14 protein-coding genes, 1 pseudogene and 1 riboswitch are annotated in these 13603 nt (G+C 39.1%); of the genes and pseudogenes, 7 read left to right on the top strand and 8 right to left on the bottom strand.

Going from position 1 to position 13603, the window contains the following annotated elements:
• Nucleotides 1-4: 4 nt before the first annotated feature.
• Together dhaL and dhaM are read left to right on the top strand one after the other, a co-directional pair.
• The gene (gene dhaL / locus ACFSY7_RS13295) at nt 5-577 is read left to right on the top strand and encodes a dihydroxyacetone kinase subunit DhaL (protein WP_380148180.1); all 573 of its coding nucleotides are present in this window, start codon (nt 5-7) and stop codon (nt 575-577) included.
• Nucleotides 574-936, top strand: coding sequence for a dihydroxyacetone kinase phosphoryl donor subunit DhaM (gene dhaM, locus ACFSY7_RS13290; RefSeq protein ID WP_380148179.1), 363 nt, complete (start codon nt 574-576; stop codon nt 934-936). Before dhaL ends, dhaM begins: the two co-directional genes overlap by 4 nt.
• Nucleotides 937-980: 44 nt before the next feature.
• Here the strand turns inward: dhaM and motB are convergent, their stop codons facing one another.
• Together motB and motA are read right to left on the bottom strand one after the other, a co-directional pair.
• On the bottom strand, nt 981-1766 hold the full coding sequence (gene motB / locus ACFSY7_RS13285; RefSeq protein WP_380148178.1) for a flagellar motor protein MotB: 786 nt from the start codon (nt 1764-1766) through the stop codon (nt 981-983).
• Nucleotides 1750-2553, bottom strand: a complete 804-nt coding sequence (motA, locus tag ACFSY7_RS13280; RefSeq protein WP_139996020.1) for a flagellar motor stator protein MotA — start codon at nt 2551-2553, stop codon at nt 1750-1752. The genes motB and motA overlap by 17 nt, the downstream gene beginning before the upstream one ends.
• Nucleotides 2554-2770: 217 nt before the next feature.
• Between motA and ACFSY7_RS13275 the strand changes: the two genes are divergently transcribed.
• From ACFSY7_RS13275 to ACFSY7_RS13265, 3 genes are all read left to right on the top strand, one after another.
• Nucleotides 2771-4003 carry an aminopeptidase gene (locus ACFSY7_RS13275; protein WP_380148177.1) on the top strand — a complete coding sequence of 411 codons (1233 nt, stop codon included), beginning with the start codon at nt 2771-2773 and terminating at the stop codon, nt 4001-4003.
• Between the two features lie 281 nt (nt 4004-4284).
• Nucleotides 4285-5292, top strand: a complete 1008-nt coding sequence (mreBH, locus tag ACFSY7_RS13270) for a rod-share determining protein MreBH (protein WP_380148176.1) — start codon at nt 4285-4287, stop codon at nt 5290-5292.
• A gap of 218 nt (nt 5293-5510) precedes the next feature.
• Complete coding sequence (locus ACFSY7_RS13265) at nt 5511-6074, top strand: beta-class carbonic anhydrase (RefSeq protein WP_380148175.1); 564 nt, start codon at nt 5511-5513, stop codon at nt 6072-6074.
• A 232-nt stretch (nt 6075-6306) separates the two neighbouring features.
• On the opposite strand, the gene ACFSY7_RS13260 is transcribed toward ACFSY7_RS13265, so the two are convergent.
• Together ACFSY7_RS13260 and ACFSY7_RS13255 are read right to left on the bottom strand one after the other, a co-directional pair.
• Nucleotides 6307-6852 (bottom strand): GNAT family N-acetyltransferase, encoded by a 546-nt coding sequence (locus ACFSY7_RS13260; RefSeq protein ID WP_126989164.1) that lies wholly within the window; start codon nt 6850-6852, stop codon nt 6307-6309.
• A 34-nt stretch (nt 6853-6886) separates the two neighbouring features.
• Nucleotides 6887-7663 (bottom strand): polyphosphate kinase 2 family protein, encoded by a 777-nt coding sequence (locus tag ACFSY7_RS13255; protein WP_380148174.1) that lies wholly within the window; start codon nt 7661-7663, stop codon nt 6887-6889.
• A 156-nt stretch (nt 7664-7819) separates the two neighbouring features.
• On the opposite strand from ACFSY7_RS13255, the gene ACFSY7_RS13250 reads away from it, so the two are divergent.
• On the top strand, nt 7820-8566 hold the full coding sequence (locus ACFSY7_RS13250; protein ID WP_380148173.1) for a tryptophan-rich sensory protein: 747 nt from the start codon (nt 7820-7822) through the stop codon (nt 8564-8566).
• 39 nt (nt 8567-8605) lie between these two features.
• Here ACFSY7_RS13250 and map read toward each other — a convergent pair whose 3' ends face one another.
• Together map and thiT are read right to left on the bottom strand one after the other, a co-directional pair.
• Nucleotides 8606-9358: a type I methionyl aminopeptidase gene (map, locus tag ACFSY7_RS13245; protein WP_126989161.1), complete on the bottom strand. Its 753-nt coding sequence runs from the start codon at nt 9356-9358 to the stop codon at nt 8606-8608.
• A 95-nt stretch (nt 9359-9453) separates the two neighbouring features.
• Nucleotides 9454-10008, bottom strand: a complete 555-nt coding sequence (thiT, locus tag ACFSY7_RS13240) for an energy-coupled thiamine transporter ThiT (RefSeq protein WP_380148172.1) — start codon at nt 10006-10008, stop codon at nt 9454-9456.
• Between the two features lie 99 nt (nt 10009-10107).
• Nucleotides 10108-10212, bottom strand: a riboswitch (TPP riboswitch).
• A gap of 199 nt (nt 10213-10411) precedes the next feature.
• Here thiT and ACFSY7_RS13235 point away from each other — a divergent pair.
• Nucleotides 10412-10525, top strand: coding sequence for a hypothetical protein (locus ACFSY7_RS13235; RefSeq protein ID WP_255512513.1), 114 nt, complete (start codon nt 10412-10414; stop codon nt 10523-10525).
• 155 nt (nt 10526-10680) lie between these two features.
• On the opposite strand, the gene ACFSY7_RS13230 is transcribed toward ACFSY7_RS13235, so the two are convergent.
• Nucleotides 10681-11910 carry an aminopeptidase gene (locus ACFSY7_RS13230; protein WP_126989193.1) on the bottom strand — a complete coding sequence of 410 codons (1230 nt, stop codon included), beginning with the start codon at nt 11908-11910 and terminating at the stop codon, nt 10681-10683.
• Nucleotides 11911-12263: 353 nt separating this feature from the next.
• Nucleotides 12264-13376: pseudogene (locus tag ACFSY7_RS13225) on the bottom strand (DEAD/DEAH box helicase); the annotation flags it as partial.
• Between the last annotated feature and the right edge of the window lie 227 nt (nt 13377-13603).

Raw genomic sequence — 13603 nt, 5'->3', positions numbered from 1 at the left:
TTTTATGTTAACAGTAGATCGTACCGTCGCGTGGCTAAATGATTTTTGTGATGCCCTTATCGAACACAAAGCGACACTGAGTGAATATGACCGCATTATCGGGGACGGGGACCATGGTAATAATATGGCCCGTGGTGCAGAACAGTTGAAAAATGCCTTACTTGATACATCTCCTAAAACGCTTGGTGAGGCATTTAAGACAGCAGCAATGAAATGGATTAGTACCGTTGGAGGCGCATCTGGTCCGCTTTATGGTACAGCCTTTATGGAAATGGCGAAGGCAGCTGGTGATGCGACAGAGTTTGATGTACAGCCGCTGATTAAAGCGGGTGTTGCGGGTATTCAAAAACGCGGTAAAGCGGTCGCAGGAGAAAAAACGATGCTGGATGTGTGGATACCACTTTCAGAAAAATTTGATGCCGCACAACTCGCAGAAGCCTTTAATACGACAACAAACATGCAGGCTACAAAAGGGCGTGCCTCATTCGTTGGTGAACGCTCAATTGGTGAAGTTGACCCTGGTGCTGCCTCGTCAAAATTATTATTTGAAGCTCTACTAAAGGACGTGGTGGAATGATTGGATTAATTATTGTCTCACATAGTGCCGACGTTGCACGCGGTGTTCCGAAAATTATCGCACAGGTCGCACCTGATGTACCTGTGACATTCGCTGGTGGTACAGCAGATGGTATCGGCACAAACTTTGAAGATATTTTAGCCGCTATTGAAGCCAATGCTGCGGATGAATTGCTTGCATTTTATGACTTAGGCAGCGCAAAAATGAACTTAGACATGGCCGATGAAATGACGACAAAGGAAATTACAATTATCGATGCCCCTCTTGTCGAAGGAAGCTACGGCGCAGCAACGTTATTACAAATTGATACATCAAAAGAAGATATACTCGCACAGCTTGCGCCTATTACATTTAAATAATATAAAAAAAGGAATCGCCAAGGCGGTTCCTTTTTTTATGTAGCTTATTTTGTTGCGTCTGCTTCAATATTTACTTCTTTTTTTGTACCATCTTTTTCAACTAACGGTTGAATTAATACTTCTACACGACGATTTTTCTTGCGCCCTGCTTCCGTTTTATTTGAAGCAATTGGATTGTTTTCGCCATATCCTTTGGCACTAAAATATTTCGAATCTAGTTTATCATTCGTATTAATTAATACACTTAAGAAATTAACTGCACGCATAACGCTTAGCTCCCAGTTGCTATCATACTTACCACCCTGTGCGGGTATATTATCGGTATAACCCGTTACCATCACCGGACGTTGCTTATCGAAATTTAACAGTTTCGATAAATCCTTTGCAACCTTAAGATTTTTGTCGCCGATTTCAGCAGCGCCTGATTCAAACAGTACGCTATCACGAATTGTAATGAGTAAGCCATCATCGGTCATTTCCGTTGAAAACTGATTTTCGAGCTCGTTGACAGCTATATAGTTCTCGACATCATCTTGAACATTACTCAACTCCGCCTGGTCTTTCATATAAGCTTGAACTTGCTCTGTTACTTCGGTTGTCTTTGGAGTCATTGGTTCGGTAGGAGAAGGATTATCCATCACGCCTTGTCCACCATCAAATACTTCATTAAAGACTTGCGATAATGCGGCCATCTTTTGTGCATTGATTGAACTCATCGCAAACAATACGATAAAAAGTGCTAATAATAGCGTTAATAAATCCGAATATGGCAAGAGCCATGCTTCTGGAATTTCTTCCTCTTCTTTTTTCTTCTTAGTCTTCTTTGCCAAGGCCACCCGCCTCGCTTTCATTCATAATTTTAGCACGCTCATCTTTCGTTAAGAATGATGCTAATTTTTGTTCAATGACGCGAGGAGCCTCCCCTTCTAGCACTGACAGAATTCCTTCAATCATCATATTTTTTTGTTTTGCTTCTATAGCAGATTTACGTTTTAATTTATTCGCAAATGGGTGCCATAGTACATAACCTGTAAAAATACCAAGTAATGTAGCAATAAACGCCGCTGAAATGGCATGACCTAACTTTTCAATATCGGTCATATCTTTCAGTGCAGCAATTAATCCGACAACGGCTCCCAGTACCCCTAGAGTCGGCGCATATGTACCAGCTTGCGTGAAAATATGTGCTCCAGCGTGGTGACGCTCTTCCATTGCTTCTACTTCTTCCGTTAACACATCACGAATGTAATCTGCATTTTGACCATCAATTGCTAATGTTAAGCCATTTTTCAAAAATGGATCATCAATTTCATTTGTTTTACTTTCAAGTGCTAGTAACCCTTCGCGACGTGCTAAGTCTGCCCAACTAGAAAACATTTTAATTAGCTCTACATCATTTGCTAATTTATTATTTGTGAAAATAATTTTTAATAGCTTCGGAATTCGTTTTAATTCATTTCCTGGGAATGCAATGACAATTGTTGCAATTGTTCCTAAGATGATGATTAAAATTGCTGCTGGGTTTAATAACGCATCCGGTGTTACACCCTTCATTGTCATACCGACAAGTAAAGCAACAAAGCCGAGTATAATCCCAACTACTGATGATATGTCCATATCCGTACCTCCAAGTTCTCGTTCTTTTGTTTATTTCGGTAGCTAATGATAGATATTAAGAAAGTTTCACATTCGAAATATTAAATTTATCTTTATACCCAATATTATTACTTTATTTTACATAAAGCGACAAAGAAGACAAAGATTCTTTAATTCGCTATCCGAAATTGTTACAATGAAACTGTAACTCAATTATATATGAAGAGGATGATTTTGCATGAACGATTTTCGACAAAAACTTGAAAATTATGCTGAATTAGGCATTAAAATCGGCGCAAATTTACAGAAAAATCAATATTTATTTTTAAATATCTCCGTAGAAAATGTACCACTCGCTCGTGCACTAACAAAAAAAGCATATGAGGTCGGCGCAAAAAATGTTTTCGTTAGCTATTATGATGATGCACTTACACGTATGCGCTACGACTATGCACCAGAAGATTCATTTGATTTCTTCCCCGAATGGCAAGCAGCAGAAAAAGAATGGCTAGCAGACCACGGTGCGGCCTTCATTACCGTAAAATCACAAAGTCCTGACTTACTAAAAGGGGTCAATCCGGACTACGTAGCTCGCGCTAATAAAGCGATGGGCCAAGCATTAAGTAAATACCGTGAATATTCACAAGCAAACAAAATTAGCTGGACGGTCATGGCAGCGCCAACTGACGCATGGGCAGCAAAAGTATTCCCTGACCTACCCGAAGATGAACAAGTGAATGCATTATGGGATGCGATGTTTAAAGCAACACGAGCAGACTTACAAGATCCTGTTGCTGCATGGAAACAGCATGATGCGACATTATCTGAAAAAGTAGCATTTTTAAATGATAAGCACTACAAAGCATTACACTATACAGCACCCGGTACAGATTTAACAATCGAGCTTCCAAAAACACATGTATGGAGTGGCGGTGGTGCCGTAAATGAAAAAGGCTTTGACTTCATGGCCAATATCCCAACAGAAGAAGTATTTACAGCACCACAATGGGATGGTGTCAATGGCTATGTAACATCGAAAAAGCCACTTAACTATAGCGGTAACTTAATCGATCACTTTACAGTAACCTTTGAAAATGGTCGTATCGTCGATGTAAAAGCTGAAGAAGGCGAAGACATCTTGAAAAATTTAGTTGCTACAGATGAAGGCTCCCATTATTTAGGTGAGGTTGCATTAGTGCCACATGATTCACCTATTTCAAATTCAGGCATTCTTTTTTACAACACATTATTCGACGAAAATGCATCAAACCATATTGCGATTGGTAGCGCATATGCATTTTGTATCGAAGGTGGAACAACGATGTCACAAGAAGAATTAAAAGCAAACGGCTTAAATCGTAGTCTTGTGCATGTAGACTTTATGATTGGCTGTGCAGATATGGATATCGATGGTGTACTAGAAGATGGCACAACAGAGCCTGTTTTCCGTAAGGGTAACTGGGCCTTTTAATAAGGAATAAACTTCAAAACAGCAAACGCGGATAGTTGCGTTTGCTGTTTTTTTAGTCTTTTTGAATCAATATGACCTTTTTTAAATTTGTATTACATTTTAGTATCATTCATTATTTTAAAAGGATTAATAGTATGAAATAGACCCATTTAAAGGGATTTAAAAGATATTTTCGACCTAGTAAAATCCGTTCTATGAGGATTGGCGTATACAAAAATATCTGTTTATGCTTTATACTTTAATCTACAATGGATTTGTATTGCCTTAGGAGGGGTTTAAACATGTTTTCTAGCACAGCAATCGGCATCGATTTAGGTACAGCAAACACACTCGTTTACACAAAAAACAACGGCATCATTATTAATGAGCCTTCAGTTATAGCAATGAATAAAAACACGAAAGAAGTTATTGCGATTGGCACAGAAGCCCAAGCAATGATTGGCAAAACGCCACCTGCAATCGTGGTATCTCGTCCACTACGCGATGGCGTCATTGCAGATTTTGATATGACTGTAGCCATGTTAAAAACAGTTCTAGATCGTGCAATTAAAAACGGCACATCATTTCGCAAACCAAATGTCGTAATTTGTGCGCCATCTGGAGCAACATCTGTAGAGCGCCTAGCGATTAAAGATGCGGCAACACAATGCGGTGCAAAGGACGTCTTTTTAATTGACGAGCCTGTCGCAGCGGCTATCGGTGCAGATTTACCTATTCAAGAACCAATTGCTAGTGTAATCGTCGATATCGGCGGTGGCACAACAGAAGTTGGCATCATTTCATTTGGTGGTATCGTGACATCCAATACATTAAAAATTGGTGGCGACCGCTTCAATGAAGAAATCGTTCACTATATACGTCAAAAATATAGCGTTCTTATCGGTATTCCGACTGCAGAGCGTCTAAAAAAAGAGATTGGCTATGCGCCAGTTGAGCACACAGAAGAAGAAATGACTGTTAGTGGTCGCGATATCGTACGTGGCTTACCACAAGCAGTGACAATCACTTCTACTGAAATTCAAGAATGCTTAAAAGAATCAATGCTTTCTATTTTAGAAATGATTCGTCGCTCTCTTGAAAACTGTCCACCAGAACTAGCCGGGGACATTGTCGAGGAAGGCATTGTTCTTACAGGTGGCGGTTCATTACTTAAAGGCATGACAGAATGGTTACGTGAAGTATTATTAGTTCCTGTTCATCTTGCCCCGTCTCCACTTGAATCTGTTGCCATCGGTACAGGTCGCTCAATCGACTCACTTGATTTAGTATCAAAATCAAAAATCAAATAGTCCAGTAAAAAAACATGCCGAAGCATGTTTTTTTATTTCTGTTATATAGCACTTTATTTTTCAAACTTTCTGATAAATAAACAAAATTTTATAGTCCAACGCCATTATTGTCTAATTTGTGTCAAAGTAATATATTTTTATACTAATTTTCGATACAATAAAAAATGTGTACTAACACAAATTCAGATTTTTTCTGACATAAAGGGGGAAATATCATAATGGCAGTATTAGATGATATTTTAGATTTTAACGGTACGTTCGTAGAAGAAAAACAATATGAACCTTACATCACAAGCAAATATCCAGACAAGCACTATGTAATCTTAACGTGTATGGATACGCGCCTTGTAGAACTTTTACCAAAAGCAATGAACATTCATAATGGGGATGTAAAAATGGTTAAAAGTGCTGGCGCAACAGTGAGTCACCCATTCGGTGGTATCATGCGTAGTCTTCTTGTTGCAATCTATGCTCTACAAGCAGATGAAATCTTCGTTGTTGGTCACTATGACTGCGGTATGAGTGCCGTAGATCCAGCAGTTGTCCTAGAAAATATGAAACAACGTGGCATCAGCGTAGAAACAATTAAAAACGTTCAATATTCTGGCGTTGACTTAAACCAATGGCTAAAAGGCTTTGGCGATGTAACGAAAAACGTTGAACATAGTGTAGACGTTATCCGTAACCACCCATTAGTATCAAAAGAAATTCCTGTACATGGCTTAGTAATTGATCCTGAAACAGGAAAACTTGATTTAGTAACAAGTGGTTACACAGACTAATTTAAATTTTTGATTGAGTTAGACTCAACTAAAAAAGAGGCTTTGACATACGTGTAAAAACAACCTCTCATATGAACATAAGAAAAACCGGAATCGCGCCAAAGTGCGGTTCCGGTTTTTCGTTATGAACGCTAAAAAAGGAACATGACGTGTTTTGTACCAGTCTCTTCTTTTATTGATTCAACAGCGCTTTATAGCGTTTCCACCAGCGTCTAAAGGTGGCCTTACCCTTTCAATAAACGTCTTCAAGTAATGCGTACATATAATGGTCTTCCCACTCTCCATTCACATATAGCAGTTGCTTCAAGAGGCCCTCTTGGTCAAATTTTGCCTTTTCTAGCACACGCACAGAGCCGACATTTTTCGGTGATACATAAGCTTCTAAACGGTGAATCCCAATATCCTCAAACGCAAAGCGACAAATAAGCTCCAGTGCCTCTGTCGCAATCCCTTTTCCCGTCTGGGCCTCATCCAATGAATACCCAACAAATGCACTCGAGAAAGGCAAGCGTTTAATAGCATAAATCGAAATATGACCAATGAGCTCCTGCGAACCGCGTAAAAAAATACCAAAACTAAATTCTCTACGCATCTGCATTTGACGAATGGATTCTTGAATTTTACGCAATTGAATTTTCTCCGTGTAATACTCCGAAGGATGCCTCGGCTCATAAATAGACCAATACACTTTATTGCGGCGTACAAGTTCCGTCATCTGACGAACATCCTCTTCTTGTAACGTCCGTAAAAAACATTGTTCTCCGTTTAAAACGACCATCGCTACACCTTCTCTTTATCTACGGCGTGTCAGGTTAAACTTCTTTTGAAACTGCCTCTGCAGGGTCTGTGATTGTGAGACCACGTTTTTCACATTCTGCTGTGACATGTTTAATAACTTGTTTCAACACTTCAATACGCGCGTATTTTTTATCATTACCCTCTATTAATACCCACGGTGCATTCTTTTTATCCGTTTTTTCAAACATTTCATCAGCAGCTTCTACGTATAAAGGCCATTTTTCACGATTGCGCCAATCCTCATCTGTTAATTTCCATTGCTTATACGGATCTTCTTTACGGTCTTTAAAACGTTGAAGTTGCTCTTCCTCTGAAATCTGCACCCAAAATTTTAACACAATATAATTATCATCTGTTAGCACTTTTTCAAACTGATTTAATTCTTCGTAGGCACGTTTCCATTCTTTTTTCTTCGCAAAGCCCTCAATACGTTCAACGAGCACACGACCATACCATGTGCGGTCAAAAATACCGATTTGACCTCTTGCAGGTAGTCGATTCCAAAAACGTTGTAAATGATTGTATTTCAATTCCTCTGGTGTTGGTGCAGCAATCGGATGTACGATATAACCACGTGGGTCAAGACGCTCTGTTAGTCGTTTGATGGCGCCACCTTTACCAGCTGCATCCATTCCTTCAAAGCCTAAAATTAAGCCAATATCATGCTTAAATAAAAACTGTTGAATGTTCAACATTTCATATTGTAGCTTCTTTAATTCCTTTTTATACGAAATTTGGTCACTCAACTTTTTCGATAAATCTAGCTTGTCAATTTTTTGTACCAACTTCATCGCTCCCTTTAGTAGATTACATATATTTTACAGCTATGCAGTGCTAAAGCGCAATATATGCGTATGTTCGAAGAATGTTCACAGAAATGAAAATTGTTGCACGCGATTCATGAGGTATACTAATACGTATATCTTTATTTTTAGGAGGGGTTATCATTGGGCAGATTTTTAATTGTTCTGTTGGCGTTCATCGCTTTATTTATCGCCAGCTTATCTGCTTATGCACTACCACTCAACAATCATACGGCACTTGAACTGGCCTACAGTTATAAAATATTAATGTTTCCAGCTCTATACGTTTATTGGCTATTCCCAGGCGCTTTGATATTACTCGCTTATTGGGTTTTTGCGCAATGGCAAAAGCGCCATACAGCTTCTGCACTAACACTCACGCAAGCCATTTTATTTGCGATAAGCTCGATTGTATTTATCGTTTGGATTAATTTATGGCATTATGAGCAATTTATTCTTGCACTTGCGGCACTAGCTGTGATCTCTATCTGCTTATTCATACTGTATTTAACCTACCCATTAACAGAGAATAAAATGAATGGACGCCTGCCAATTTCAATTGCATTTGCTGCTATAGCATTCCTCACTTTTTTAACTATCGGCTTCCTGTTTATTTCGAATAACCTCATTGATTTTGGCCTTAGTCGTCAGCTATGGGCTGTTGTATTGTTAACGTGTGCAGCCGCACTTGCACTCGCAATCCGCTTCCATCTTTATGACGCCGCCTTTCCCGCTGTATTCATTTGGTTTTTAATTGGTGTAGCCATTGCTAATACTTTCAATGAATTGCTTGTCACAACAGCTGCATTATTTTTAAGCGGCGTCTTGATTGTTGGGATCATTTTCATACGCAAACGTTTGCCATCTAACGCAAATAAAAAAAGACTGTAACAGAAGAAACGCTTCCGCTACAGTCTTTTTTTATTGAAATTAATCGATTTTTGTTGTTAATACAGGACCATTTTTCGTTACGATAACTGTATGTTCTAATTGTGCAACAAATGATTTATCTGGTGTTAAGAATGCCCAGCCATCTGTGCCCTCTACGATGTTTTCAGCAGCTTGAGAAATGAATGGTTCTACAGCGAAAACCATGCCTTCTTTCATCATTGTTGCATCCCATGCATCATAGTAGTTTAAAACGTATTGAGGTTCTTCATGTAATGAATGACCTACACCATGGCCTGTTAAGTTCATGATTACTTTTAAACCTTTATCATGTGCTTCACGTTCTACAGCTTTACCGATTTGGTTCAAGCGCGCACCTGGTTTAATTTTTGCCATTGCGCGGTCAAATGAGCTTTGAGCCACATCGCAAAGGATTTGAAGTTCTGGTTTTTCAACATCGCCTACAACAAATGATACACCTGTATCTGCATAGAAACCGTCTACATGGCCTGATACATCAATGTTAATCATATCGCCTTCTTGTAGTTTACGGTTGTCCGGAATACCATGGGCAACACATTCATTTACACTAATACATGTATAACCTGGGAAGTCATATTCTGCTTTAGGGCCTGATACAGCACCTTTTTCTTCGAATAATTTACCAGCTAATTCATCTAATTCTTTTGTTGTCACACCAGGTTTTGTCGCATTTTTAAGGGCGTCACGAATTTCAGCCATTGCACGGCCTGCTTTCATTAACGCATCAAATTCTTCTTGCGTTTTCACAATCATCGTTCAAGATCTCCTTTATATTGAATCTTCTTCTACTATATCACACTTTTTTCATGACGAAAAAGGAACTGAATTAATTCAGTTCCTTCGTTTCTTTATCGTTTTTTAGGCTCCAATAGTTTCGGTGCCTTTGTCATGAGTAGACTAACAATCGCTGCCGTTAAAATAATGGCTGGCACCATGTACGAACCATTATAGACAATCGTATAAATTAGTGGATTTTGGTCACCCGCATATTCAGAGAAGAATACATAGCCAGCTGTTGCATGAGCTACATAGCGAATTAAACCGCCGATAATCGTCCCTATTGTAATGTACAAGGCCTTCTCACTCGCTGTTTGGGCACGTGTAACAAGTGGACGTAAAAGCCCTGCAAGCCCTACTACAGTAAACGCAAAGAAGTAATCAATAAAGCCTTGTAGCGGTGTTAAAATAAAGCCGCCAAACATCGCATTCATCGTACCGATTAATAAGCCCGTCACAAGCCCTGCCACTGTGCCCCAGCGAAACGCCATAATGACGATTGGCACCATCACAAGACTAATCGAGCCGCCCTGTGGCCATAAGCTAAATGTCAGCTTATCTAAAATAATACCGATGGCCGCGAAAATGGCGATTTCGACCATCATTAATAAATTTTTACTGTTCAATCCCTTCAACCTCCAATGTTGATGTACAAATCAAACCAGTTGGATTAGATAGATATGAAAAAAGCGATGCCAGGGAAAGATCCCTGACATCGCATAGCGTCAGCTGTCTATCCACATTCCTTCGCAAGCATTAACTTACAGGTTCTAAGGGTTAGAAGTCGCACTTCACTCTCAGCTATTTTAATAGCTCCCCTTGTGGTTGTTACATCTCGTTTATTGAACAACCCTATTGTACGGAAAAATGCTCAAGCTTTCAACCTTTTTGAAACTTTTCACACGCGCTTCCGTAAATAAGATGAACCGTTTATTCACAATATTGTACAAGCAATTAAAGTACTGTACGTTTAAAGAAATTCAACAACGGTAATACTATACTAACTACTAAAAAGTGAGGTTATGCATAATGAACTTAAAAAAAGTAATTAGCACAGCTGTTAAATTAGCACCTGTCGTTTATCCAATCGTGAAAAAAGTATTAAATAATAAAAAAGCGTCACAATCTACAAATCGCCGTTAAGGACATTTAAAAAGAGACTGGGACAAAACACGTCATGTTTCTTTTTTAGCGTTCACAACGAAAAACCGGAACTGCGCCATAGCGCGGTTCCGGTTTTTCTTATGCTCATAGGAGCGGTTATTTTTAGATGTATGTCAAAGTCTATTTTCTTTTTATTAAAATGCCCAAGCACCTTTACGGAATACAGCTTCTACTGTCCCGTCTGCATGGATGCCATCGATGTCCATTTCCGCACTACCGACCATAAAGTCTTCATGTGTAATTGAAACATTGATGCCTGCTTTATCCATTTCCTCTTCAGATAGCTCGCTACCACCCTCATAACAAGTTGGATATGCTGCACCAATTGCGATATGATTGGATGCATTTTCATCAAATAATGTGTTGTAATAAAGTAAGCCAGATGCTGAAATTGGTGATTCATGTGGTACAAGTGCGATTTCACCAATGTATTTAGAGCCTTCATCCGCTTTAATCAACTCATTTAATAATTCCTCACCTTGCTGTGCCTCTGCTTTCACAATCACGCCATTTTCAAAAGTTAATTTGAAGTTGTCGATAATATTCCCTTGATAGACAAGTGGTTTTGTTGATGACACATAGCCGTTTACATCGTATTTAGATGGCAATGTAAAGACTTCCTCTGTTGGCATATTTGCGACGAATTCAGTGCCTTGTGGTGTTTTACTAGAGCCAGTTGCCCAAATGTGTTTGTCTGGTAAGCCAACAATTAAATCCGTACCTGGCGCTGTGTAATGTAATTTAGCAAAATGCTTTTCATTCATTAAATCACCGCGCACATGTAAGTTTTTCAAGTGAGCTTGCCAGTTTTCAACGGCGCTACCTTCACCGATACGTACCGTTTTGAAGATTGCTTCCCACATTGCAGGAACTTGTTCTTCTTCAGGTAATTCAGGGAATACTTTCGCTGCCCATTTTTTCGACGGAATCGCAATGATTGACCATGCGATTTTATCATTCATTACAGCATCACGATAGTTTTCTAATGCTTTACCTGACGCTTTTTGGTTTGCTGAAATTTTTTCAACAGGGATGCCAGCCATTAAGTCTGGATCTGCTGCATCAATCCAAAGAAGTGCGCCACCACGTTCAATCAACTCATCACGTTGCTCTGTAATCCAACGAGGGAATTTTTCAAACTCTTCTACTGATGCATTTTCAAATAATTGTCGTGCGACTACATCATCTGAGTAGTTCACGGTTACGCGTGCTGCGCCAGCTTTATATGCTTCTTTCACAACTAAACGAGTAAACTCGATTGTATCCACTGTTGTGTTAATTAAAAGCGTTTGACCTTGCTGAATGTTTGTCCCTACTTTTACAGCAAGCTCAGCAAATTGAGCTAATTTTTCTTCGAATGTCATCATTAATCGACCCCTTAGCGTTTTTTATATGGACGTTTGCTGCCATCATTCTTTTTGTATGAGCCGCTACGAGTACCTTCGTTATCATACTTTTTGAATGAGCGATTTTCTTCGCCGTTCTTTTTATATGAGCGTTTACCTTCATCATTTTTTTTATATGAATTTTCATCATACTTTTTGAATGGGCGTTTGCCTTCGTCCTTACGAGTAGTGTCACCGTCATAACGTTTTTTGTACGGTTTATCGTCATATTTACGTTCTGAACGGTTATCATACTGCTTATTATAGTCTTTCTTTTTAGAATTGTCAGAGTTTCTGCCTTTTTTCGCAGGACCAGCTGAATAAAAACCTTTCCCTTTTACGAGACCGCCTTTATCCCAAATCTTTTCAGTCGGTTTTTCATCTAATGAACGGGTGATTTGTTTATATTGTTTTTCAGAAGGACCTACTAATAATGTTAGCACTTCACCGCTTTTCCCTGCACGACCTGTACGACCTGAACGGTGTGTGTATTGCTCTTGTGAAACCGGTACATCCACATGAATAACATGCGTTAAGCCTTCTACATCTAATCCACGCGCTGCAACATCTGTCGCGATTAGCACGCGTGCCTCCCCTTTACGGAATGCATCAAGTGCTCTTTTGCGCTCTTCTTTTTTCATATCTGCATGAAGTGTCACGATTGGTGCTTGGCGGTAATGTAACTTCGTTTCTTTCATTAATAATTGATCTAAATTATTAACAAAAGCTATCGCACGTAGGCCTTCTTGGTTTGATAGACGGCGCAGCATATCTGTTTTTTCACGTTCTTGCATTTTAATAAATGAATGCGTCACAATACCTTGGTCTGGCATGTCTTCTAAGCTTACTTTGAAGCGTTTTGGCGTTTTCATTAATTGCTCTGCTACTAATTTAATTTCATCGGTAATTGTTGCAGAGACAACAACTACTTGACGGTCATGATTGGCCCCATCAATAAACTGTTTTACGATAACACGTGATTCACGGCCTAATAATTGGTCCCCTTCATCAAGAACGATATGATGTAGTTCGTGTAATTTTAATTTTTTCGCACGCACTAATTCATTTAAGCGACCTGGTGTCCCAATCGCAATCGTCGGTTTTTTCTTTAATTTTTCAATTTGACGTTGTGTATTTGCGCCACCAATCAGTGGGACAACAGTAATATCTGTGCCGGCAATCCATTGACGTGCTACTTCGGTAATTTGCATACAAAGCTCTTGTGACGGAGCAACGATTAATGCTTGTGTATTTTTTTTCGTACCATCCACACGCTCTAAAATCGGTAATAAATACGCTAATGTTTTCCCTGTTCCTGTTGGTGATTCTGCTACTACATCATCCCCATTTAACATTGCCGGAATCATTTGATCCTGAATCGGCGTCGCCACATTAAACTTCCACTTTGATTGTAAATCTTCATTTAATAAATTAATTACTGACATACTTTGTCTCCTTCTATGTTCGTACTTTCTACATATCTTTCTATTATACAAAAGAATAAGGTTTTGATATACTGCTTTCTCTTTTAAGCATTTCAACAAAAAAGCAGGAAGCGCGATTGTTTCTGAACTGCACCCCAATTGTTAGACACAATCTAACAATTGGAGGTGTGGTTTTTTTATGACGAAATTTACGAGCGCATTAAAATTAGCGATTGTACAGGGATTTA

It is taken from the genome of Kurthia populi (assembly GCF_042686175.1).
GTDB lineage: Bacteria > Bacillota > Bacilli > Bacillales_A > Planococcaceae > Kurthia > Kurthia populi.
The sequence above is the reverse complement of the archived record's forward strand: the minus strand, read 5'-3'. Positions and strand labels throughout refer to the sequence as shown.

What these genes read in the sequence shown, in the direction of transcription:
- dhaL (WP_380148180.1), top strand. Translation starts at nt 5, where the DNA reads ATGTTAACAGTAGATCGTACCGTCGCGTGGCTAAATGATTTTTGTGAT.
- dhaM (WP_380148179.1), top strand. Translation starts at nt 574, where the DNA reads ATGATTGGATTAATTATTGTCTCACATAGTGCCGACGTTGCACGCGGT.
- motA (WP_139996020.1), bottom strand. Translation starts at nt 2,553, where the DNA reads ATGGACATATCATCAGTAGTTGGGATTATACTCGGCTTTGTTGCTTTA.
- ACFSY7_RS13275 (WP_380148177.1), top strand. Translation starts at nt 2,771, where the DNA reads ATGAACGATTTTCGACAAAAACTTGAAAATTATGCTGAATTAGGCATT.
- mreBH (WP_380148176.1), top strand. Translation starts at nt 4,285, where the DNA reads ATGTTTTCTAGCACAGCAATCGGCATCGATTTAGGTACAGCAAACACA.
- ACFSY7_RS13265 (WP_380148175.1), top strand. Translation starts at nt 5,511, where the DNA reads ATGGCAGTATTAGATGATATTTTAGATTTTAACGGTACGTTCGTAGAA.
- ACFSY7_RS13260 (WP_126989164.1), bottom strand. Translation starts at nt 6,852, where the DNA reads ATGGTCGTTTTAAACGGAGAACAATGTTTTTTACGGACGTTACAAGAA.
- ACFSY7_RS13255 (WP_380148174.1), bottom strand. Translation starts at nt 7,663, where the DNA reads ATGAAGTTGGTACAAAAAATTGACAAGCTAGATTTATCGAAAAAGTTG.
- map (WP_126989161.1), bottom strand. Translation starts at nt 9,358, where the DNA reads ATGATTGTGAAAACGCAAGAAGAATTTGATGCGTTAATGAAAGCAGGC.
- ACFSY7_RS13235 (WP_255512513.1), top strand. Translation starts at nt 10,412, where the DNA reads ATGAACTTAAAAAAAGTAATTAGCACAGCTGTTAAATTAGCACCTGTC.
- ACFSY7_RS13230 (WP_126989193.1), bottom strand. Translation starts at nt 11,910, where the DNA reads ATGACATTCGAAGAAAAATTAGCTCAATTTGCTGAGCTTGCTGTAAAA.